The 20,396-nt window shown below is 34.1% G+C and carries 19 protein-coding genes; 9 read left to right on the top strand and 10 right to left on the bottom strand.

Annotated features, from left to right (window positions below):
• Window positions 1-15: 15 nt before the first annotated feature.
• The 3 genes from KCG49_RS09235 to KCG49_RS09225 all read left to right on the top strand — a co-directional run bounded on the left by KCG49_RS09235 (window position 16) and on the right by KCG49_RS09225 (window position 4,092).
• Complete coding sequence (locus KCG49_RS09235; protein ID WP_218546044.1) at window positions 16-993, top strand: pyruvate dehydrogenase complex E1 component subunit beta; 978 nt, start codon at window positions 16-18, stop codon at window positions 991-993.
• A 78-nt stretch (window positions 994-1,071) separates the two neighbouring features.
• Complete coding sequence (locus KCG49_RS09230; protein ID WP_218546043.1) at window positions 1,072-3,582, top strand: DUF5686 and carboxypeptidase-like regulatory domain-containing protein; 2,511 nt, start codon at window positions 1,072-1,074, stop codon at window positions 3,580-3,582.
• Window positions 3,583-3,786: 204 nt separating this feature from the next.
• Window positions 3,787-4,092, top strand: a complete 306-nt coding sequence (locus KCG49_RS09225; RefSeq protein ID WP_218546041.1) for a hypothetical protein — start codon at window positions 3,787-3,789, stop codon at window positions 4,090-4,092.
• Here the strand turns inward: KCG49_RS09225 and KCG49_RS09220 are convergent.
• Window positions 4,089-5,495 carry an MptA/MptB family glycosyltransferase gene (locus KCG49_RS09220; protein ID WP_218546039.1) on the bottom strand — a complete coding sequence of 469 codons (1,407 nt, stop codon included), beginning with the start codon at window positions 5,493-5,495 and terminating at the stop codon, window positions 4,089-4,091. The genes KCG49_RS09225 and KCG49_RS09220 overlap by 4 nt on opposite strands.
• Window positions 5,496-5,579: 84 nt before the next feature.
• On the opposite strand from KCG49_RS09220, the gene KCG49_RS09215 reads away from it, so the two are divergent.
• Entirely contained in the window at window positions 5,580-6,008 is a 429-nt protein-coding gene (locus KCG49_RS09215; protein ID WP_218546038.1) for an SRPBCC family protein, read from the top strand.
• Here KCG49_RS09215 and KCG49_RS09210 read toward each other — a convergent pair.
• From KCG49_RS09210 to KCG49_RS09190, 5 genes are read right to left on the bottom strand one after another with little or no spacing between them, the layout of a single operon-like run.
• Window positions 6,005-7,438: a cellulose synthase family protein gene (locus KCG49_RS09210; RefSeq protein ID WP_218546165.1), complete on the bottom strand. Its 1,434-nt coding sequence runs from the start codon at window positions 7,436-7,438 to the stop codon at window positions 6,005-6,007. The two genes, KCG49_RS09215 and KCG49_RS09210, sit on opposite strands and share 4 nt — an antisense overlap.
• A 56-nt stretch (window positions 7,439-7,494) precedes the next feature.
• Window positions 7,495-8,190 carry a glycosyltransferase family 2 protein gene (locus tag KCG49_RS09205; protein WP_218546037.1) on the bottom strand — a complete coding sequence of 232 codons (696 nt, stop codon included), beginning with the start codon at window positions 8,188-8,190 and terminating at the stop codon, window positions 7,495-7,497.
• Window positions 8,187-9,020, bottom strand: a complete 834-nt coding sequence (locus KCG49_RS09200; protein ID WP_218546036.1) for a toxin-antitoxin system YwqK family antitoxin — start codon at window positions 9,018-9,020, stop codon at window positions 8,187-8,189. Before KCG49_RS09200 ends, KCG49_RS09205 begins: the two co-directional genes overlap by 4 nt.
• Window positions 9,020-10,642 carry a 4Fe-4S binding protein gene (locus tag KCG49_RS09195; RefSeq protein ID WP_218546035.1) on the bottom strand — a complete coding sequence of 541 codons (1,623 nt, stop codon included), beginning with the start codon at window positions 10,640-10,642 and terminating at the stop codon, window positions 9,020-9,022. The genes KCG49_RS09200 and KCG49_RS09195 overlap by 1 nt, the downstream gene beginning before the upstream one ends.
• 13 nt (window positions 10,643-10,655) lie before the next feature.
• A complete protein-coding gene (locus KCG49_RS09190) occupies window positions 10,656-11,999 on the bottom strand; it encodes an NAD(P)/FAD-dependent oxidoreductase (RefSeq protein WP_218546033.1) in 1,344 nt (447 codons plus the stop codon).
• Between the two features lie 230 nt (window positions 12,000-12,229).
• On the opposite strand from KCG49_RS09190, the gene KCG49_RS09185 reads away from it, so the two are divergent.
• The 5 genes from KCG49_RS09185 to KCG49_RS09165 all read left to right on the top strand — a co-directional run bounded on the left by KCG49_RS09185 (window position 12,230) and on the right by KCG49_RS09165 (window position 17,158).
• The gene (locus KCG49_RS09185; RefSeq protein ID WP_218546031.1) at window positions 12,230-12,940 is read left to right on the top strand and encodes a DUF547 domain-containing protein; all 711 of its coding nucleotides are present in this window, start codon (window positions 12,230-12,232) and stop codon (window positions 12,938-12,940) included.
• Window positions 12,941-13,050: 110 nt separating this feature from the next.
• Complete coding sequence (locus KCG49_RS09180; protein ID WP_218546029.1) at window positions 13,051-13,947, top strand: transporter; 897 nt, start codon at window positions 13,051-13,053, stop codon at window positions 13,945-13,947.
• A 34-nt stretch (window positions 13,948-13,981) separates the two neighbouring features.
• The gene (locus KCG49_RS09175; RefSeq protein WP_218546027.1) at window positions 13,982-14,989 is read left to right on the top strand and encodes a glycoside hydrolase family 113; all 1,008 of its coding nucleotides are present in this window, start codon (window positions 13,982-13,984) and stop codon (window positions 14,987-14,989) included.
• A gap of 62 nt (window positions 14,990-15,051) precedes the next feature.
• Window positions 15,052-16,314, top strand: a complete 1,263-nt coding sequence (locus KCG49_RS09170; RefSeq protein WP_218546025.1) for a POTRA domain-containing protein — start codon at window positions 15,052-15,054, stop codon at window positions 16,312-16,314.
• Between the two features lie 115 nt (window positions 16,315-16,429).
• Window positions 16,430-17,158: a metallophosphoesterase family protein gene (locus tag KCG49_RS09165; protein WP_218546024.1), complete on the top strand. Its 729-nt coding sequence runs from the start codon at window positions 16,430-16,432 to the stop codon at window positions 17,156-17,158.
• Window positions 17,159-17,162: 4 nt separating this feature from the next.
• On the opposite strand, the gene KCG49_RS09160 is transcribed toward KCG49_RS09165, so the two are convergent.
• The 4 genes from KCG49_RS09160 to KCG49_RS09145 are packed head-to-tail and all read right to left on the bottom strand — an operon-like array spanning window position 17,163 to window position 20,388.
• Window positions 17,163-17,858, bottom strand: coding sequence for a TIGR04283 family arsenosugar biosynthesis glycosyltransferase (locus tag KCG49_RS09160; RefSeq protein ID WP_218546022.1), 696 nt, complete (start codon window positions 17,856-17,858; stop codon window positions 17,163-17,165).
• Between the two features lie 50 nt (window positions 17,859-17,908).
• Complete coding sequence (locus KCG49_RS09155) at window positions 17,909-18,877, bottom strand: DUF547 domain-containing protein (protein ID WP_218546021.1); 969 nt, start codon at window positions 18,875-18,877, stop codon at window positions 17,909-17,911.
• Window positions 18,878-18,888: 11 nt separating this feature from the next.
• Window positions 18,889-19,791 (bottom strand): sterol desaturase family protein, encoded by a 903-nt coding sequence (locus KCG49_RS09150; RefSeq protein WP_218546020.1) that lies wholly within the window; start codon window positions 19,789-19,791, stop codon window positions 18,889-18,891.
• A gap of 48 nt (window positions 19,792-19,839) precedes the next feature.
• On the bottom strand, window positions 19,840-20,388 hold the full coding sequence (locus KCG49_RS09145; protein ID WP_256259933.1) for a transposase: 549 nt from the start codon (window positions 20,386-20,388) through the stop codon (window positions 19,840-19,842).
• Window positions 20,389-20,396: the final 8 nt, after the last annotated feature.

The following is a 20,396-nucleotide window of genomic DNA, read 5'->3' as shown; positions in this document are numbered from 1 at the left end:
TTTAAAAACAAGATAATGAGGACAATTCAATTTAGAGAAGCTATCTGTGAGGCCATGAGCGAAGAAATGCGTAAAGATGAAAGCATTTATCTTATGGGTGAAGAAGTAGCAGAATATAATGGAGCATATAAGGCATCAAAGGGAATGTTAGATGAGTTTGGTGAAAAGCGTGTTATCGATACACCAATCGCCGAGCTTGGTTTTGCTGGTATTGCTATTGGTTCTACTATGACAGGTAATCGCCCTATTGTAGAATATATGACTTTTAACTTCTCGTTGGTTGGGATTGACCAAATTATAAACAACGCAGCTAAGATTAGACAAATGTCTGGAGGACAATTTAAGTGTCCAATTGTATTTAGAGGACCAACAGCTTCTGCAGGTCAATTAGCAGCAACACATTCACAAGCTTTTGAAAGTTGGTTTGCCAATACTCCAGGACTTAAAGTAATTGTGCCTTCAAACCCTTACGACGCAAAAGGCTTATTGAAATCGGCAATTAGAGACGATGATCCAGTAATTTTTATGGAAAGTGAGCAGATGTATGGTGATAAAGGTGAAGTGCCCGAAGGTGAGTATGTTTTACCAATTGGTGTTGCAGATATAAAGCGCAAAGGCACTGACGTTACAATTGTATCGTTTGGAAAAATTATAAAAGAAGCCTACAAAGCAGCAGATGAGCTAGAAAAAGAAGGCATTTCTTGTGAGATTATAGATTTACGAACCGTGCGCCCCATGGATAGAAACGCTATATTAGAATCTGTTAAGAAAACAAATCGATTAGTAGTTTTAGAAGAAGCATGGCCATTTGGAAATGTAGCAACGGAAATTACCTACTTAGTGCAATCTGAAGCTTTTGATTATTTAGATGCTCCGGTTGTAAAAATTAATACAGCAGATACACCAGCCCCATATTCGCCAGTTTTATTAGAAGAATGGCTGCCAAACAGCAATGATGTAATTAAAGCTGTAAAAAAAGTTATGTACAAATAAATCGCAATTTTTTGCGTTATACAAACTTCATCAAGTAAAGTGTAAGTTTTGCACGATAGTTGATGAAGTTTTTTTAATATGAATAAGAAACTACTTACGCTTATATTATTTTTTGGATGTTTAGCTGGCTACTCTCAAACGAAAGTTAGTGGTTACGTGTATGACGAAAATAATGAACCCATTCCCTTTGCTAACGTACTGTTTAAAGGATCTACAGAGGGTACGATTACCAATGAAGATGGTAAGTTTTATTTAGAGTCTGATGAAACTTGGAGTACATTGATGGTCTCTTTTTTAGGATATGAAGTTTTAGAGATTTCGCTAACTAAAAAAGTAAATTATAATTTAAAGTTTACGCTAAAGGAAGAGGCTTCTACGCTGGGAGAAGTCGTTATTGTTACTGGTAAGCAATCTAAAAAAGCTTCTGAGAACCCGGCAATTCGTATTCTTAAGAAAATATGGGAACGCAAACGGCAAAATGGATTAAAACAGTTTAAGCAATACCGATACGATCAGTACGAAAAGGTAGAATTTGATCTTAACACCATTGATAGTGCTTTAATAAAAAGTAAGCTCTTTAAAGGTATGGAGTTTGTTTTTGAGAAAGTGGATACGTCTTCTGTAACAGGGAAAACATACTTGCCAATATTCTTAAATGAGTCTGTAAAAAAGTTATATGGAGACAATGTCATTAATGAAAAGCGTGAGGATTTGGTCGGAAATAAAAATTCGGGTTTTAGTAACAATCAAGTAATTATCGATTTTATTGATGATTTATATTCAGATTATGATATCTATGATAATTATTTAAAGTTTTTCGACAAGAGTTTTGTGAGTCCTTTAAGTCGTACAGGAATTCAAACTTATAATTATGTATTATCCGATAGTGCTTACATTGATAACAAATGGTGTTACAATATTATATACTATCCAAGGCGAAAAAATGAACTGACCTTTAAAGGAGATTTTTGGGTGGCAGATACCACTTACGCCATTAAGGACATTAATATGCAGGCGTCTAAAAGCGCAAATATAAATTGGGTTAAGGAAATCTACATAGAACAAGAGTTTGAAGTTTTAAATGATTCAGTTTTTTTAATAAAGCGTGATTATTTTCTGTCTGATTTTGCGTTGAATAAAAAGGAAAAATCCAGGGGCGTTTATGGTAAGCGAACCACACTTTACGATAATTATAAATTCGATCAACCAAAGGATAAAAAGTTCTATGATAAGGTCGTATATAATTACGATGCAGATGTTTACAATAGGGAAGATGATTTTTGGAAAAAGAACAGGCTCGAAGCACTTAATAAAGACGAAAAAGGGATTTACAAAATGCTAGATACCCTAAAAACCGTAAAGAAATTTAAGCGTCTTTATAACTTAGGAAGCATTTTGGCATCGGGCTATGTAGAGTTTCCTAGTATTAATTTTGATTATGGACCTATCTTTTCAACTTTTGGCTTTAATGAAGTAGAAGGTTTACGATTACGAACTGGTGGAAGAACCTATTTTGGCCCCAATGATTTATGGAGGCTTGAAGGGTTTTTAGCCTACGGCTTTAGGGATGATAAATTTAAATACGGAATCTCAGGGAAGTGGTTGTTAGATAAACGGAGTCGATTTACAATTTTTGGAGGGCAGCGCCGCGATGTAGAACAAATAGGGGCAAGTCTAACTAGTTCAACGGATGTTTTAGGCAGAAGTTTAGCCTCATCAGCAGTTGTGGGAACGGGTGCTAATGATAGACTTACCAATATAAGCCTAACAAATTTCGGGATGTCCATTGAACCATTGCGGAATTTTGAAATCCGATTGGACGGAAGCTTTAGGCAACTCAGATCGGCCTCACCAACTTTTAGTTTAGATTTCAATGACCCAGAATCCCCTACGGGAATTTCTTCTGAAGTCGATCAGTTTGAAAGTCGATTGTCTTTAGCCTACTTTCCCAAACGGGAGATGACTGGTTTTGGGGTAGAACGAAAAAACAAGAATGATGATTTTGCTAGGCTGTTTGCACAAGTAAGCCGAGGTGACCGTAATTGGTTTGATAGTGATTTTAATTACACCAAAGTACAATTTTCATATATACAGCCATGGCAAGTTGGTGGTTTTGGAAGATTAACGACCTCTGTTGAGGTAGGAAAAACTTTTGGTGAAGTACCATTGGCATTGCTAAGTGTGGTGCCTGGTAATCAAACGTACTTCTCCATCTACAATACGTTTTCTCAACTCGATTTTTATGAGTTTGTAACTGATACGTACACCTCAATGCATATAGAGCATAATTTTAATGGTCGCTTATTTTCGCGTATCCCATTTTTAAAGAAGTACAATCTTAGGGCTATTGCAAGTATAAGAGGTGTTTGGGGTGAACTATCTGATGAAAACATAGCCTTGAGTACTACGGGCAACCCAGTAGAATTCCCTTTAATAGCGCCAGATTCTAGAGTTTACTACGAATATAGTATAGGTGTTGCCAATATCTTTAAAATACTACGTATAGACTTTAATTTTAGGGGTAACTATCTCGATAACCCTGATGCCAGAAGATTTGGTATTACGGGTAGCTTTGGGTTTTATTTTTAAAAATTTCTAGTACACAACACATTTATTTTAGTAATTTACACTTAGATATTTAATCATGTCGGGTGATATTGGCCAATGCCTTTTAAATGTCCATTATGTAATTTCATAATATTAATTTAATGCAATTAGTTAAGCAATACTTAGTAATATTGTAGCGTCATTAATTTTTGCGTACCTTATAAACATGTAAATCTACCTAACAAGATGAACAAAAAAGACCAGCACCTAAAACGTGTCATAGTTGATTTTAAAAAACTGACACCAGAAATTTTAGCGTTATTAGTAGAGCGTTATCCAGATGGATATGATGATATTCATATTATTACCTTTAAAAATGCCAAGGATGAATTTATAGAAGCGGTTGAGGTTACTACCGAAGATACTAAATACTTGGTTAAAGTAAGCTCTAGGTTAGCAGTTACTATGGCGAATTATGATGAAGATGATTACGAAGATTTTGAGGATGATGATCCAGATGCCGTACAACCTCCTGAAGATTTTGAAGCCTAGATTTTAATTCGCTTTTTTAGCATAACTTCCCAAATAAAAGCAGAAAATACAATGAGGTATTCTAAGCCAATAATCCACAGATTTTCTGATTTATCTGAAGTTCCGATGGATATATAAGAAAGGTAACTTAATATTACAATGAAACTCCAGACCAAAGGAAATCGGTAATTGGTAAACACACAAAGTGCCAATAAGGTTGCAATATACCAAGGATGAACCGTTGTGCTTAAAAATAAATATAGTGTAAATGCCAATAGTATAGAAGTGGTTAGTTTGGGAATTGAATCATTGCGTTTAAAAAAGGAAAAACCTAAAATGATTAGCACCGAAACCATAGGCAAAATTTTAGCAATAATGGCAATTTCATTATAGCCCGTGATGCTGTAACCAATTGCCCTAGCTATATAATAAATACTGGCATTAAATTCAAAATTACCAAACCAGAGTCCAACAGTTTTAGAATAGTTATTTATAAATTCCATTGAAAAAAACGGAAGAAAAAGCAGCATTATAGTTATGCTCACAATTGTATAAAATGACATTAATTTTTTCATTTCTGTGAAGTCTGGAATCCATCTTTTTAACTCATTGTTTTGCTCACCAAACGAAGTCGAAGTGAACCACCAGAAAAACAAAGGCAAAAACATCAGTGGAATCAATTTTACCGAAATAGAACACGCTAAAACAACAGCAGCCCATTTCCATTTGCCAGAATGCAATAAATATAAGCACCACACCAAAAAGAAAACCATAACACCTTCAAAATGAAGATTGCCCGTCAATTCAATAATAATAAATGGATTCAAGACATACCAAAAGATCCTATTTGAAGGCAGTTTTAAACGCTCTAGAAGTTTCTTTCCAAAATATAAAGTGCCAATATCTGCTAATATGATTATGATGCGCAATACCATTGCCGAACCTAAAATACTCTTCCCCGCAAATAAACTAGCTATAAAAAAGCACAGTTGGTTTAAAGGCGGATAATTTGTAAAGTGCATGGCGCTAAGTCCACCCATGCCATTGTATAATTCTTGAGCTTGTACTACAGGAATTTTCCCATTGTGAATAAATGAATCTGGTGTATGTAGATAGGGATTAAACCCTTCAAAAATCATACGCCCATCCCAAATAAAGCGATAAAAATCTTGTGATAAATTAGGAATCGAAAATAGAAATAATAATCTAAAAAGTATGGCCGCTATTACTATCATTCTGAAATAGAAACCAGAGGTTTTTATAATCTGAAAAGCTAAAACAAATAATGCTGTATAAAGAAATAAAAGTTTTAGGGCTTCAGTTCTTTCTAATCCATAGGCGAACCATAGGTATAGAATACAACTGATTAAGATATAAACTAGGGTAGGTCTTTTGTATTTAAAACTGTTGGCTAATCCAAGCATAAACTCAAAGATAGAATTATTTAGAACTGAAGAATAGTCGGATATAAAAAAGATTCATAACTTTAATTCATATAATATTTAAAAATGAGCCATTCAATTTACTTCAATTTTACGATAAGAAGTGATAAGGAAAGTGTTTACAAAGCGGTTTCAGAACCAAAACACTTGGTAAATTGGTGGCCGTTAAAATGTTCTGGAACTCCACAAGTAGGGCAAGAGTATAATTTTAATTTTACTGATGACTATGATTGGTATGCTAAAGTTGAAAGTTGTAAACAAGACGATTATATCCATTACAAAATGGTAAAATCTGATGATGATTGGAACCCAACAACTTTTGGATTTAAACTAAAGGAAAAAGAAGATGGTACTTGTCTTGATTTTTTTCATAAGGATTGGCCTAAACGTAATGACCACTTTAAACATTCGTCATTTTGCTGGGCAATGTTATTGAAAGGTTTAAAAGACTATTTGGAAAAAGGTGCTGTTATTCCGTTTAAAGATCGAAACTAAACTTTGCTGCTCAAGGATTTAAAGAATACATAACCAAATCCTATAAATAACATTAAATGAAAAGGGAACAATCCAAAATCACCTCCTTGATCTCCAACTATAAAAGCACTGTATAGCCCAAAACCAAAGTAAAGCATCAAAATGCCTTCAATAATAACGTTAGGTGATGGTTTTTTTCTAAGATACTTGTTGTTTTTCCAGTTGTCCTTAAACTTTCTAATATTAAATTTTGGCGTGCGCACAAATTCGCTCTTTTTTCCTATGTGACCTTCTATTACTGCTATTGAGTTATGTAGTGAAAAACCCATGGCAATAGAAAAGAAAGTAAAGAACATACCTATATAACCAAAAAACCTCTTAAATCCACTACCGTAAATGTTTTTGTACATAAACCAGTAGCAAACAAAGAAAATAATGGTGCTCATTACAAAGAAGCTCATTACGTAAAAATAATCTCGTAAATGAGCATATTCATTTTTTATGTACAGCATAGGGATGCTTAAAATGGCCACTGTAAAAATGCTTAAGAACATGGTGCTATTTAACAAATGTAATAGTCCGTGTATTTTAGTTTTTGCAGAAATATTTTTAGATTTTATAACGCGCCAAAGCATCTTTCTAAAATTCTCAGCTCCACCTTTGTTCCAACGAAATTGTTGTGAGCGTGCAGCACTGATAACGATAGGTAATTCTGCGGGAGTCTCAACATCTTCCAAGTATTTAAATTCCCAATTTTTAAGTTGTGCCCTATAGCTTAAATCTAAATCTTCTGTTAGCGTATCTCCTTCCCAATTACCAGCATCTAGAATACATGTTTTACGCCAAACACCAGCTGTACCGTTAAAATTAATGAAGTGTCCTTTGCAGTTTCTTCCTACTTGCTCGAGAGTAAAATGTGCGTCCAATGCAAAAGCTTGGATCTTAGTGAGTATGGAGTAATTTCTATTAATATGTCCCCAACGTGTTTGTACAACGCCAACTTTTTTATTTTTAAAAAATGGAATGGTACGTTTAAGCCAATTGGGTTGAGGTAAGAAATCGGCATCAAAGATGGCAATAAATTCACCTTTTGCAATAGCCAAACCATCTTTTAGTGCACCGGCTTTAAAACCCTTGCGATCTGTTCTCGTAATGTGTTTTATGTCTAAGCCAGTTGCGGCCAGTTTATCGATATGCGCTTTCGTGGTGTCTATGGTTTCGTCCGTTGAATCATCCAATACCTGAATTTCAAGTTTTTCTCTTGGGTAATCGATTAAGGAAATATTATCAAGCAATCGCTCCATAACATACATTTCATTATATACAGGAAGCTGAATGGTTACATAAGGAATTTCATTTGAATTGGACAAATCGAAAGTATCACAGATTTCCCTTTTCTTTTTTGAAGATAAATAGTTGGAAAGCAGATTTAATTGCGCCAAAGCATACATAAAAATCAGAATGATTGCTATGGTATATATTACAATTATAAAATAGTGTAAATAAATCACTTAAAACTGTATTTAAAAATCCACGATAAGATTTTAACGCCTGCAAAGATAGCACCTTTTATGGTTCCTGAAACTTTTGAGACACCAATTCTATTTCTGTAATTAACGGGGATTTCCCTGTAACTCAGCTTTTGTTTTAGTGCTTTTAACTGCATTTCTACAGTCCAACCATAGGTTTTGTCTTCCATGTTTAGAGCTAAAAGTTTATCATATTTTATAGCCCTAAATGGCCCTAAATCTGTGAATGATGACCTGAAAAACAATTTCATTAAGGTGGTTGCAAGCCAGTTTCCAAATATCTGAGGCCCTGTCATAGAACCATCTTCACGTAGGGCTTTAGTTCGCGCTCCCACTACAAAATCTATATCATCTTCAATTATAGGTTGAACAAGTTTCGTCAGCTCATTTGGGTAATCACTATAATCCCCATCTAGAAATACGATAATGTCTGGTCGTACAGTATAGTCAAAGCTTGCCACGTATTCCATGCCTTTTAAACAGGCATAACCATAACCTTTTCTTTCTTCAACCAAAACTGTTGCACCAGCTTTTTTGGCATTGGATTCAGTATTATCGGTTGAATTGTTGCTCACTACAATAACCTCCTCAACAGTTTTAGGAATATCTTTTATAACTTTAGAAATGGATTCTTCCTCATTAAAGGCAGGAATGATGACTACGATTTTGGTCATTGACTTTTTAAATCAGATAGTTTATTTTCTTTTTTGAATGATTTTAAATCCGTCCATTCTTTAATTCTCTCGCCATTGGAATATTTAACCGCAGAAGTCAATTTTTCATTTTTATACATTAAGCAATAACCATTTTTTTGATTATAACTGAGTTGGCACTTATGATTGATTTTTTCATTCTCATCATAAAATAACCACCAGTTTTGCTTCTTGCCATCTACGAAATGTCCTTCGGATGTTTTTTTGCCATTGGCGCTGTAAAATTGCCAATAATTTATGGTATTCCCTAAATTGTATTCACCTTCTTTTTGTAATTGCCCATTTGTATGGTGAAATTTCCAATAGCCGTGCTCTTTTCCGTTTTTAAAATGCCCTTCTTTTGAAACTTTTCCATTGCTGTGAAAAGATCTCCAAAAATCAGTTTTTAAGCCATTAGAAAAGAACCCTTCTTCTTTTAATTCTCCGTTGTTGTAATAAAACTTCCAATGCTCTATGCGTTTGTCTTTTTTATAATGGCCTTCTTCAATGCAAGTATTATTTTTAAATCTTTTCCAAAACTCTGTTTTTAATCCGTTTTTAAAGTGGCCTTCTTTTACAAGTTGCCCTTTGGCATTGTAAAATTTCCAAAAGCCCTCTTTTTTATTATACCTATAATGGCCTTCTTTTGAAAGCTGCCCATTTTCATGGTAGAATTTCCAATAATCTGTCTTTTGATTATTTTCAATCCAGCCCTCTGAATTCATTTTGCCATCCTCAAATGTTTTTTTTTGATAAAGCTTCTGTCCAAAAGCTAATGAAGATATTAAAAAGAAGATAATAGTTAATCGCATTATTTCTGATTTACAAGTTCCATGAGATCTACATCGTTACCCAATAAGATCTCAGTCGGATTAATGCGTCCTTTCATACTATCATTTTCTAATTTTAACACACCTCTTGGGCAAACTGCCGAACAGATACCGCAACCGACACAGCTAGAACGTATAATGTTTTCGCCTTTCTGTGCATAAGCTCTTACGTCAATACCCATTTCGCAATATGTAGAACAATTACCGCATGAGATACATTGTCCGCCGTTGGTTGTGATTCTAAAACGTGATTTAAAACGTTGTACCAAGCCTAGGTAAGCAGCTAAGGGACAACCAAATCTACACCACACACGATTACCAAAAATTGGGTAGAATCCTGTGCCAATAACACCAGCAAACCAAGCGCCGATTAAAAAGCTGTAAGTGTCTTTTATCCATTGCGAATTTATTCCTAAAAATGACTGAGCACCTGTAAAATAGCAGTATAACGTTACAACGGTCATTATAATAGAAATCAACAGAACCGAATGTATTACCCAACGCTCTAACTTCCATGCTTTTAGGCTTTTGTCAGAATGTTGGCGATAAGGATCACCTAAGGTTTCGGCAAGTCCACCACAACCACAGACCCAGCTACAATACCAACGCTTTCCGAAAAAGTAAACCATTAAAGGCACAATTATAAGCGTTAAAACAGTGCCCCAAACCAATATAAACAGTCCTATTGCCCCGCTTTCAGTAAGGTTTTTAATATTCCATTCAAAGAAAAAATCATAATCTAAGGGAAAAGCATTTTTAAAATCATAACCTGGCATGTTTAGGCTAGTCATGATTTCTGGAATCAGAAATGCAAATACAATCTGAAAAAACAGCACTGAAGTGGTTCGTATAATTTGATACTTATTATGGCGGTATTTTATATACATGCGTACAGCCATAACCACCATGATTACACAATATAAAAACCCGTAAACAAACCATTGGCTAGCATCACCACCATTGAGCGAATTACTGATGGGATCGAGAATAAATGTCCAATTTACCACATAATCTGGCATAAAATAAAGCAGTAAATAAAACGCAACGAGATATACCAAGACTAACCAGGCGATCCAGCCACGATTCGTAGCCGACTTGTGATAGATACCATCATTTTTTATTCCTGGAGCTCCAAGCAAAATAAGATTAGGTAAAATGTATAACAATGCTCCAACAATACCTAGCCCAAAAGTGAGCCACCACATAAGCACAGCATTTTCCTTCACAAACCCAGAACCCGCCTTTTTTGCCAAGTTGTAACTAATGGTGTGGGGTTTGCCATGAATTTTATACTGGTATTGTTCTCCTTTTTTATCCCAATTCTTTTCAGCATCATATTTTTTGATTAACTCATCATAGTGATTGTTTGATGCCTCATAGGCATTTCTCACACGAGTGGAAAATTCAAAAATGTTGAGTTCTTCTTCTGTTACTAAAGCTTTTTCAAGTTCAGTCTTAATAATATCTCCTTTATAACCTTGTGTTTCTATATATTCAGCAACTTCTTGTTTGGTTAAATTGAAAGAACCAGTAAAGATAGATGCGGTGAAAATGACTAAACCTATAAGAAAAATAGCTAAGCCTATGTATTTAATTGTTTTCATAGTTGTATGTTATTTAGGCGAAGATTTTTTTCCAAGATTTTTTACTAAGGCTTATGTTACTTGCTGTAGTTTTATTGTAATGCTCAACGACTGATTTTTCGTGAAGTTTATAAAATTCGGGATCAAAGTTCGCCGCAGATAAGTGTTCAATCACTTTATCAACGTTCCATTTTTCTGTTAAAACTTTGTCGAAAAACTCATGTCGCATACGTATGCCAAAGGTGTTGATGCCCAAGAATTCTTTTGTGTCTTTATGAAATGCTATAGTAATACATTTAGTGTCATCTGTATGTTTCCAATGAAAATGTTGTTCGTATTCTGGTCTGCCTTTAGAACCAAACACCCAACCATAAGTTTGGTATTCTATATCTAAAAATTTAGCTGAATTAAACCAATGCCCTGGTTTGTATTCAATACGATTTCCACATAGCGTTTGCGCTAAGGTTTCGCCCATCATGCGACCTGTGTACCAAACTGCTTCTATTGGTCTTCTGTTACCGATAGCTTCGTGTTGCTCAGCACAATCACCAATAGCGTAAACGTCTTGTATATTGGTTTCTAGATAGCGGTTCACTTTTACACCGCGACCAGTTTCTATATCAGAATCTTTTATAAAATCTATATTTGGCGATACGCCAGCAGTAAGCCCAACGACATTGCACGGAATTTCCTCACCAGTCTCTTCAATAATTACCGATTTTACTTTTCCGTTATCGTCAGATTTAATTTCCTTTAAATTGGTTGAAAGCCGTAAATCAATGTGGTGATTTCTAATATGCCTATTTATCATGGCACTTTCTCCTTCGGGTAAAACACCATTCCAAAAACTAGATTCGCGGACTAGAAACGTTACAGGAATACTTCTACTATTTAGCATCTCAGCCAATTCAATACCTATTAATCCTCCGCCAACAATCACGGCACGTTTACAAACTTCTTTATTAGGTGCATGTTTTTCAAGATTTTCTAAGTCTTGTTTATGGTACATCCCCATAACACCATCTAAATCTTGTCCTGGCCAACCAAATTTATTCGGTTTACTTCCTGTGGCAATGACAAGTTTATCATATTTTAATGTATCGCCATCCGCAAAATGAAGTGTCTTCGATTTCGTTTCTACCGTTTCTACATAACCTTTTTTAAGATTAATTCTGTTTTTTTTCCAAAACCAATCCTCGTAAGGTTGTGTGTGCTCAAATTTCATATGTCCCATATATATATACATGAGGGCGGTACGAGAGAAGAAATAATCCGTTTCGGCAGAAACAATGGTGATTTTTTTGTCTGACAATTTTCTAACATGTCTGGCTAAAGTAACACCAGAAATACCATTGCCAATAATAACGATATGCTCCATAATTTATGCCCGAGAAGTCGGGTAACTTTTGATTGCTAGTTAAGTTGTCTGTCGAACTTAAAGGTAAGAACTTAATCCTGACTTTCAATTTAGATAGATTTTAAATTAAAAAGGATTTGTAAGGTTTTATAATTAATTAAGACGGTGAAAATCTTTTTTTCACAATGTAAGTTACCTAACATTTTATGCGACATAAGTGCCATTACTTTGTGGAATAAAATATAGAAATCATGAAAAAACACCCTTTATATGTTGCATTATTGTTTATGGGTATAATCAGTGCTCAAGATTTAGAAACCTTCTTTTTAAAGACAAATGTATTTTTAGAAACTCATGTTAAAAATGGAAAAGTGGGTTATGGAGCCATACATGAAGATCAATCAACTTTAGACGAAATTTTAAGGATTGCTAAAGATATTTCAATTGAAACTTCTGATGCCAAGAACTACCAGGCATTTTGGATTAACGCCTATAATATTGCTACTATAAAAGGTATTATAGATAACTACCCGACAAAATCACCATTAGATAATAAAGGATTTTTTGACAAGACCAAATATAGTTTAGGTGGAAAGCACATTACATTAAATGACATAGAAAATAAATTGCTTAGAGCAAAGTTTAAGGATGCACGCTTTCATTTTGTGTTAGTTTGTGGCGCTGTGGGTTGTCCACCACTAATTAACAAAGCTTACTTGCCAAACATATTGAATTCTCAGTTAGATACTCAAACTAAAAAGGCATTGAATGGTAATTTTTTAAAAGTAAATACAAAAAAGAAAAAAGTAGAAGTCTCTGAAATTATGAAATGGTATAAAGAAGATTTCACCATGGATGGAATGACCGAAATCGATTTTATAAATAAGTACAGAACAGAGCAAATTCCTGATAACTACAAGTTGGGTTATTTCACTTACAACTGGAGTTTAAATAAGCAATGATTTTGTCATTCCGATGGAAATAAAATTCTCATTAATAACCTACTAAAACTAAAAACAAACAGATTTTACACTGAGCGCAGACAAAGTGTGGGAACATAAAAACAGCAATAATGAAAAAGATAAGTATACTAGTATTTGTGTTAATAATCTCTTTTACAGGGTTTTCTCAAGAAGATGAAGACTCTCAAAAAAGTGTAATTCAAGAATACACACCATCGATTTTACTAAAAAAAGGACAATGGGATATAAAATGGTTTAATAACCTTTATACTGAAACTCGTGACCTGTTTGGTCCAAGTGGAGAGGAACAAGACATTCCCAGAAATACCTTTTTTACATCAACAGTTGATATTTTTACTGGTATTTCAGATAATAATCGAATTAATATGGGTCTACTGTTAGAATTTCGTTCTAACGCCATTGGAGGTAGAGATGCTTTAGATGTGTTTTCGTTTGATGGTGAGCGTGGTTCTGCGCGTTCGGGCTTTACATCATTTGCACCAGCCATCAAGTTTAATCCCCTAAAAAATGTGAGTAATTTTACCATTCAGACTGCATTTCACATTCCTCTAATTGATAATGAAACAGAGGATGGAGTTTTCTTAGACCAAGGCGGCTTTATTTTTCAAAACCGATTCTTTTACGACTACAGTTTTGCTGGTGGTGATTGGCAATTATTTACAGAGCTAAACACAGAATATAATTTTGGTGACCAGGATAGCTTTGCTTATAATAGCCTACGTTTAATACCAGGCGTGTTTTTGAGCTATTTTCCGAGCTCTAAATTTACTGTACTTGGTCTGGTACAACATATACAATTGGTTTCGTTTGGAGGAAATGATGATGGGTTTAATGATTTTAGCCAAGATGCAACTATTCTTGGTGGTGGTGCTAAATACCAATTAACTGACGAACTGAATATAGAGTTCTTATATTCAAATTTTATTAGAGGCAACGACACAGGTTTGGGGCAAACATTTAATATAGGTTTAAGAGCTTTGTTCTAGGATTTATATAAATTAGGATCTTAATAAAACTCTTATGAGAATTTTTAAGTGCCTATTTTTTTGTGTTTTACTCATTGCGTTATCCGCTTGTAATGGACAAGAGGAAAAGATTAATGGTATCAGTTTTGTCGCTGCAGCAATTGAAGCTGACCGATCTCATGTTAAGCCAGTCGTAAATGTTAATGCTAATTTTGCCGCAATAATGCCCTTTGGGTTTATAAAAAACCTAGAACATCCAGATATTGTTCATAATACAGATAGACAATGGTTTGGTGAAACCAGAGCAGGTGCCAGACAGTATATTGAAGAGCTGCGCAGGCAAAATATTAAAATAATGATAAAACCCCAGATTTGGGTTTGGAGAGGTGAGTTTACAGGTAATATAATGATGACTTCTGAAGACGATTGGAAAGCGCTCGAAGATTCATATACGAGCTTTATTCTTGAATATACAGAACTAGCAAAAGAGACGAAAGCAGAGATATTTTGTATAGGAACGGAACTAGAACTATTTGTAAAATACAGACCAGAGTATTGGACTAATTTAATTGCTAAAATTAGAACTATATATAAAGGTAAGCTCACCTATGCTGCTAATTGGGATGAGTTTAGACGCACACCATTCTGGGATCAGCTAGATTATATAGGTGTAGATGCCTATTTTCCTGTAAGTGATGAGAAAACACCAACTTTTGAAACCTGTTTGAAAGGTTGGAAAACTCATAAACCGATTATTGAAAAAATGGCTAAAGAACATAAGAAACCCATTCTATTTACTGAGTATGGTTATAGAAGTGTTGATTATGCTGGTAGAGAGCCATGGGTATCTGACCATAAAATGACCGATGTTAATTTAGAAGCTCAAGTCAATACAACAAAAGCACTCTATGAAACCTTTTGGAAAGAGGATTGGTTCGCAGGAGGTTTTATTTGGAAATGGTTTATAGAATACGATAAAGTTGGAGGTGAAGACGACTCAATGTTCACACCTCAGAATAAGCCTGTAGAGAAAATTATCCGAACCTATTATAAACCAGAATAATAAAATTTAAAAATTAGTAAGGTTATGTGAGGTTAGCGACAAAGTGTAGTAATAGCCATCACATGAAACACCTTTCAGTTTTATTATTTCTATTGGTATCTTTTGCTAATGCCCAAGAGTATAAAGTTGCTGATTTAAAAATTCAAGGAAACAAAAAACTAAAAACATCATTTGTAAAGAAAATTGCTTTTATAAAGTCAGGTGTCGTATTAGACTCCTCTCTTATTGAGGAAGATATTAGATTACTTAAGCGTTTGCCATCTATTGCTCATGCGTCTTATCAAGTGTTTCCTGCTATTGAACCTAATGAGTTTAATGTGTTTTATAATATAGAAGAGAATTTCACAATCATTCCATCTGCCAATGTATACACCACCAATGATGACGAGTTTGCCTATCGACTAGGATTATATGAGTTTAATTTATTTGGGCAAAACATTACTTTTGGGGGCTTTTACCAAAAAGATATTTACGATTCTTATGCGATAAATTTCAGAGCTCCCTTTTTATTTTCAAGGAAATTAGGATTGGCTGTCAATTTTCAAAATTTAACGACACAAGAACCTGTGTTCTTTGATAATACTACAGCAGACTATCGTTACAATAATGAGTCCTTTGAGGTATTAGGTTTGTATCAATTCAATTTTACAAATCGTTTAGAATTTGGGGTTAATTTCTTTACTGAAGATTATGAGTATAAGTCTGGTGCTACGAATCCAAATGTACCACAAGCGTTAGTGGTAGATAAAATGTTGTACAAACTGATTTATGAATACAATAATCTTAATTACGATTATCAGTATGTAGAAGGCTTCCGAAGCATCTTTAATTTTCAATATGTGCATTCTACAGATGATGATATGTTGCCAGATTTTTTAATTGGCTGGAATGACTTTCAATACTTTAAGCGATTTGGAAAACGAGGAAATTGGGCGAATCGATTACGACTTGGACTGGCAACAAACGATGAAACGCCTTTTGCACCGTTTGCCGTGGATAATAACTTAAACATTAGAGGTGTTGGTAATCTTATAGATCGTGGCACAGCGGCAATAGTTTTAAATACAGAGTATAGGTATACCTTATATGAAAAAGGCTGGTTTTCACTTCAGGGCAATGCTTTCGTAGATGCCGGAAGTTGGAGAAATCCAGGTGGTGACTTGGGTGATTTTGCGGATTCTCAAAACTTAAGAGTTTATCCAGGTTTGGGACTGCGATTTATTCACAAGAAAATATTCAATGCCATTTTTAGAATCGATTATGGTGTTGGTGTTACACCGGACTCAACACAAGGTTTGGTGTTTGGTATAGGGCAGTATTTTTAATGAGACCCAAAACAAACAAGAGCTATACCCATAGGTGATTTTACTGGTTGAATTAATGCCGAACTTGTTTCGGTATCTCAGTATCTTATCCTTAATTTTGTGAAAATTAAAATTTATGCGAACACTAGCGATAGGGGATATTCATGGAGGATTAAGAGCACTAATTCAAGTTTTGGAGAGAGCTCAGTTTACCACAAATGATACACTTGTTTTTTTAGGAGACTATGTAGATGGTTGGAGTGAATCTGCTCAGGTTATCACATACTTAATTGAGCTTTCTAAAACCAATGAATGTGTTTTTATAAAAGGGAATCATGACGTTTGGAGTGAGGAGTGGTTGGCTTCTAGCTTTATAAATGAAGTATGGTTTCAACATGGAGGAAAAGAAACCATAGAAAGCTATACTGGTTTCTCGGAAGAACAGAAAAGAGCACACCTTAATTTTTTCGAAGCTATGCCTTTATATCATATCGATAGTAAAAATAGACTATTTGTTCATGCTGGGTTCACGTCGATGCATGGAGTAGAGCGGGAGACTCATAAAGAGACTTTTTATTTTGACCGTACTTTGTGGGAAATGGCGCGTACTATGGACAAGCGTATACAAAAGAATTCAGAATTATACCCAAATCGACTTAAGCACTATTCTGAAATTTATATAGGTCATACTCCAACATTATATTATCATACATACGAACCGATGAATGCCATTAATGTTTGGAATATTGATACTGGCGCTGCTTTTACAGGAAAATTATCTGCGATAGACATAGAAACAAAAGAAATCTTTCAAAGTGATCTTTTGAAAGATTTATACCCAAATGAAAAAGGCAGGAATAAATAATCAATCAAGAAATATACTTCTTATAATAAGCCAACATCTCATCAGCTGAAGCCCCAAACCAACGCTTTACATAAATAACCCAAAAATGATATTGCAATTTCCAGACACCTACTTTTTTGTATAGCCTGGCTGAGGTTCTTATTTTTTTGTTTATGACTACAAATTGCTTACGTTTATACAATTCGTTAATTAAGATATTGTCTTCGTAAATGATATAGTCTTCATCATAGCCACCAATGTCATCAAATAACTCTCGTGTTATAAACTGACTTTGATCACCACCTCTGCATGCGCGCCAAGAAAACTGAGTTAGCCAACTTGCTAAACGTAGCCACCAATGATTGCTATCAAATTGCATTCTAAAGCAGCCCGCATTATTGCCTTTATTAACTTCTCCAATAATAAATTTATCATATCGATTTGGGGGAAATGAATCTGCATGAAGAAAATAGAAAATAGTGCCTTTTGCTTCTTTTGCACCAAGATTCATTTGTTTAGCTCTCCCTTTTTCTGAGTCTAAAAGGGTGATATTTAAATCTAAGTCCTCAATTACTTTTTTTGTTCTATCAGTGCTCCCTCCATCTACTACTATAATTTCAGAGATTGAATCTAAAGACGCATTATCAATTAAGTGAAACAGTAAATCTTTTATTGTTGCTGACTCATTTAAAACAGGAATTATTATTGAGATTCTATTCATAAATTTTGTGATGCTGAATTTATTTCAGCACCTAAGAATAATGAGATTTTTTAATCATTTAGATCCCAACTGTAATCTTTAAAACTTTTTTTAGCATTGTTAGAAATTGTAACCTCTGAATACTGATTTAAAAAGTCAATCAGACTTCCATTCTGTTTAAAGTCTTTAGCAAACCATTTAAAAATTTTTGAAAGCTTTATTCTGTCCTTTGAGAGTTCATTTTTAGACGTATCAGAGATAAATTCTTGCGTGGCGTTAGTAAGTTGTTCTTCTAAATTGCTTGCTGTAAATGCTTTATTCTGAAGCTTAGGACAAGATTCTGAAGCACAAACTATGGCAAAATGAATGCGTGGTTCATCCATATTTCTTAAAATGCTGTGCTCAATATCGTTAAGATTTTGCCATTTGTTTCCAAATTTCCAGAGGCGTTGGTCCCATGGGTCTTTGATGTCTTTTATACTTTCTAAAGGATAATTACGAATGATTAAATCTATGGTTAGGGCATTATAAGCATTAATCCAATAAGCAAGTTTTTCTTCTTTTGAAAACTCATTAAGTTCTGGGTAAAGCAAGGTTAGGACTTTAATATAGCCTACTAAATCGTTGTAAGAATTTTTAAATCCTTTATAATCCACCTTACCTTCGTCTGATACATGTTTTTGCAAAAGGTCATCGAACAAGTCGTGTAAATACCCTTCGGGCTTAGATGTGTTTTGATAAAAAGTGAGTTTTTTACTTACCGAATCGTTCTGTGTTTCAGCGTTTAGGTTTTCAAGGGCTTCTTTAGCATTTTCATAGCTTTCAACTTCAACTATAGTATTTCCATTGTTATTCACAACTTCAACCATTTCAGTAGTTTTATCAGTATCATTTTTGGATTCTGAAATTTCAATATTTTTTGGAGTTTCTGTTACAATTGCAACATCTTTTGTTGATTTTGGTTGCGTTTCAATAGTTTTTTTTGTTCCACAACATGAAGTTATAAACAATACTAATACTAAAATTGAAAGATATTTCATGTTTGATATTTCTATTCATTAGATTCCCGCTTTCGTGAGAATGCAGGATATAATTCCTGACTTACGAAATCCTTGGGAAATGTTTCATCACCATCAAAGCCTAATTCAATATCTCTGCCATCGTAAGGCACAAAATCAGTTTTAAATAGATAATCCCAAAGACTTAAGGTTAGTCCAAAGTTAACGCCATACCTTACATGTTCTGGTAAACCTTTGGCATGGTGCCAAATATGCATTTTAGGATTGTTGAAGATGTATTTTAAAACCCCATAGCCCCAACCTAAATTGGCATGGTTTAAATGCCCAATGGCAATACTAAAGAAATACACGATGGCTACATCTTGCGCATCAAATCCACCGATAAGTGCAATCGGGATATAGAGCAGTGATTTATACACAACAGGCTCCATCCAATGATAGCGAAGATGAGCAGCAAAGCCCATTTCTTTTACTGAGTGATGAACTTTATGGAAGTTCCATAAAAACGGAACACGATGTAAAAGCCGATGTGTATTCCACTGTACAAAATCTGAAACCAGAAAAAATATGAGTAAGCCCAACCACTTTGGCATGTTATCAATATCAAAAAGTTGAATGCTGGAAATAGATAAACCAACACCACTTAAAGCATCTTTAAATAGTTCTGATACTGTGTTGGATAGTGCAATTAAAACTATGAGATTTAACAAAAAGAAATTGAAAAACATATAAAAGGTGTCGAGCCAAAAATCTTTTCTAAATATAGCTTGTTGTTTTCGCCAAGGAAAAGCAATTTCTAAAACCCACACTATAAAGGAAATAGCGATAAGGCCATAAAAAAAATTGTCCCAATGATTGAGATCAATCAGTTCATATTTGAGATAATTCCAGTAATCGGAATAGGATTTTTTTATGATGTCTAGGTATTTCTGCATATTATAACTAGACCTTTCAGGTTTTCAAAACCTGAAAGGTCTCAATTACTATAAAGATAAAGTATTATCTTCTAAATTGTGAGTTTTTAATTTGTGAACGGCTATAAAATTTTCTTTATCATTAAAAAGATCAATGACTTTATTCGAATCTACCAATTGATTAATGTTATTGACTATTTCTGAATAAGATAAATACTTGTATTTCTCGAAATGGGTGTTTAAATTGTGCTTTAACGGATTGAGATGTATATAAACTATCAAGTTTAAAAAATAATTTTCCTTCTCAATTCTTATTCTTTTGAACGGTTTTTGAAAGAGACTTCCTGATCGATTATACCTTTTATTAATTGCTTTGGTGTATGCATTCATTAAATTTGAAAAGGCTTGGGAAGGGTTCTCAACTTTGTCATTTACTTTTAACACTAAATGAAAGTGATTAGGTATCAAACAATAAGCATAAATATTTGAAATTGGTTTGATGTACTTTCCCAATAGTTTTAGAAAATAATCATAGTTACCTAAGTCAAAGAAAATATCTTTTTTATTATTGCCTCTGTTGTAAAGATGATAATAATGACCAGATTCCAGTTTTTCCATAGTTTTAA

It is taken from the genome of Winogradskyella luteola (assembly GCF_019203985.1).
Taxonomy (GTDB): Bacteria; Bacteroidota; Bacteroidia; order Flavobacteriales; family Flavobacteriaceae; genus Winogradskyella; species Winogradskyella luteola.
This window is presented reverse-complemented; position numbering and strand designations above follow the sequence as displayed.

What these genes read in the sequence shown, in the direction of transcription:
- KCG49_RS09190 (WP_218546033.1), bottom strand. Translation starts at nt 11,999, where the DNA reads ATGGAGCATATCGTTATTATTGGCAATGGTATTTCTGGTGTTACTTTA.
- KCG49_RS09210 (WP_218546165.1), bottom strand. Translation starts at nt 7,438, where the DNA reads ATGTATGCTTTGGCGCAATTAAATCTGCTTTCCAACTATTTATCTTCA.
- KCG49_RS09225 (WP_218546041.1), top strand. Translation starts at nt 3,787, where the DNA reads ATGAACAAAAAAGACCAGCACCTAAAACGTGTCATAGTTGATTTTAAA.
- KCG49_RS09175 (WP_218546027.1), top strand. Translation starts at nt 13,982, where the DNA reads ATGAGAATTTTTAAGTGCCTATTTTTTTGTGTTTTACTCATTGCGTTA.
- KCG49_RS09160 (WP_218546022.1), bottom strand. Translation starts at nt 17,858, where the DNA reads ATGAATAGAATCTCAATAATAATTCCTGTTTTAAATGAGTCAGCAACA.
- KCG49_RS09155 (WP_218546021.1), bottom strand. Translation starts at nt 18,877, where the DNA reads ATGAAATATCTTTCAATTTTAGTATTAGTATTGTTTATAACTTCATGT.
- KCG49_RS09180 (WP_218546029.1), top strand. Translation starts at nt 13,051, where the DNA reads ATGAAAAAGATAAGTATACTAGTATTTGTGTTAATAATCTCTTTTACA.
- KCG49_RS09230 (WP_218546043.1), top strand. Translation starts at nt 1,072, where the DNA reads ATGAATAAGAAACTACTTACGCTTATATTATTTTTTGGATGTTTAGCT.
- KCG49_RS09145 (WP_256259933.1), bottom strand. Translation starts at nt 20,388, where the DNA reads ATGGAAAAACTGGAATCTGGTCATTATTATCATCTTTACAACAGAGGC.
- KCG49_RS09195 (WP_218546035.1), bottom strand. Translation starts at nt 10,642, where the DNA reads ATGAAAACAATTAAATACATAGGCTTAGCTATTTTTCTTATAGGTTTA.
- KCG49_RS09170 (WP_218546025.1), top strand. Translation starts at nt 15,052, where the DNA reads ATGAAACACCTTTCAGTTTTATTATTTCTATTGGTATCTTTTGCTAAT.
- KCG49_RS09205 (WP_218546037.1), bottom strand. Translation starts at nt 8,190, where the DNA reads ATGACCAAAATCGTAGTCATCATTCCTGCCTTTAATGAGGAAGAATCC.
- KCG49_RS09150 (WP_218546020.1), bottom strand. Translation starts at nt 19,791, where the DNA reads ATGCAGAAATACCTAGACATCATAAAAAAATCCTATTCCGATTACTGG.
- KCG49_RS09220 (WP_218546039.1), bottom strand. Translation starts at nt 5,495, where the DNA reads ATGCTTGGATTAGCCAACAGTTTTAAATACAAAAGACCTACCCTAGTT.
- KCG49_RS09185 (WP_218546031.1), top strand. Translation starts at nt 12,230, where the DNA reads ATGAAAAAACACCCTTTATATGTTGCATTATTGTTTATGGGTATAATC.
- KCG49_RS09200 (WP_218546036.1), bottom strand. Translation starts at nt 9,020, where the DNA reads ATGCGATTAACTATTATCTTCTTTTTAATATCTTCATTAGCTTTTGGA.
- KCG49_RS09165 (WP_218546024.1), top strand. Translation starts at nt 16,430, where the DNA reads ATGCGAACACTAGCGATAGGGGATATTCATGGAGGATTAAGAGCACTA.
- KCG49_RS09235 (WP_218546044.1), top strand. Translation starts at nt 16, where the DNA reads ATGAGGACAATTCAATTTAGAGAAGCTATCTGTGAGGCCATGAGCGAA.
- KCG49_RS09215 (WP_218546038.1), top strand. Translation starts at nt 5,580, where the DNA reads ATGAGCCATTCAATTTACTTCAATTTTACGATAAGAAGTGATAAGGAA.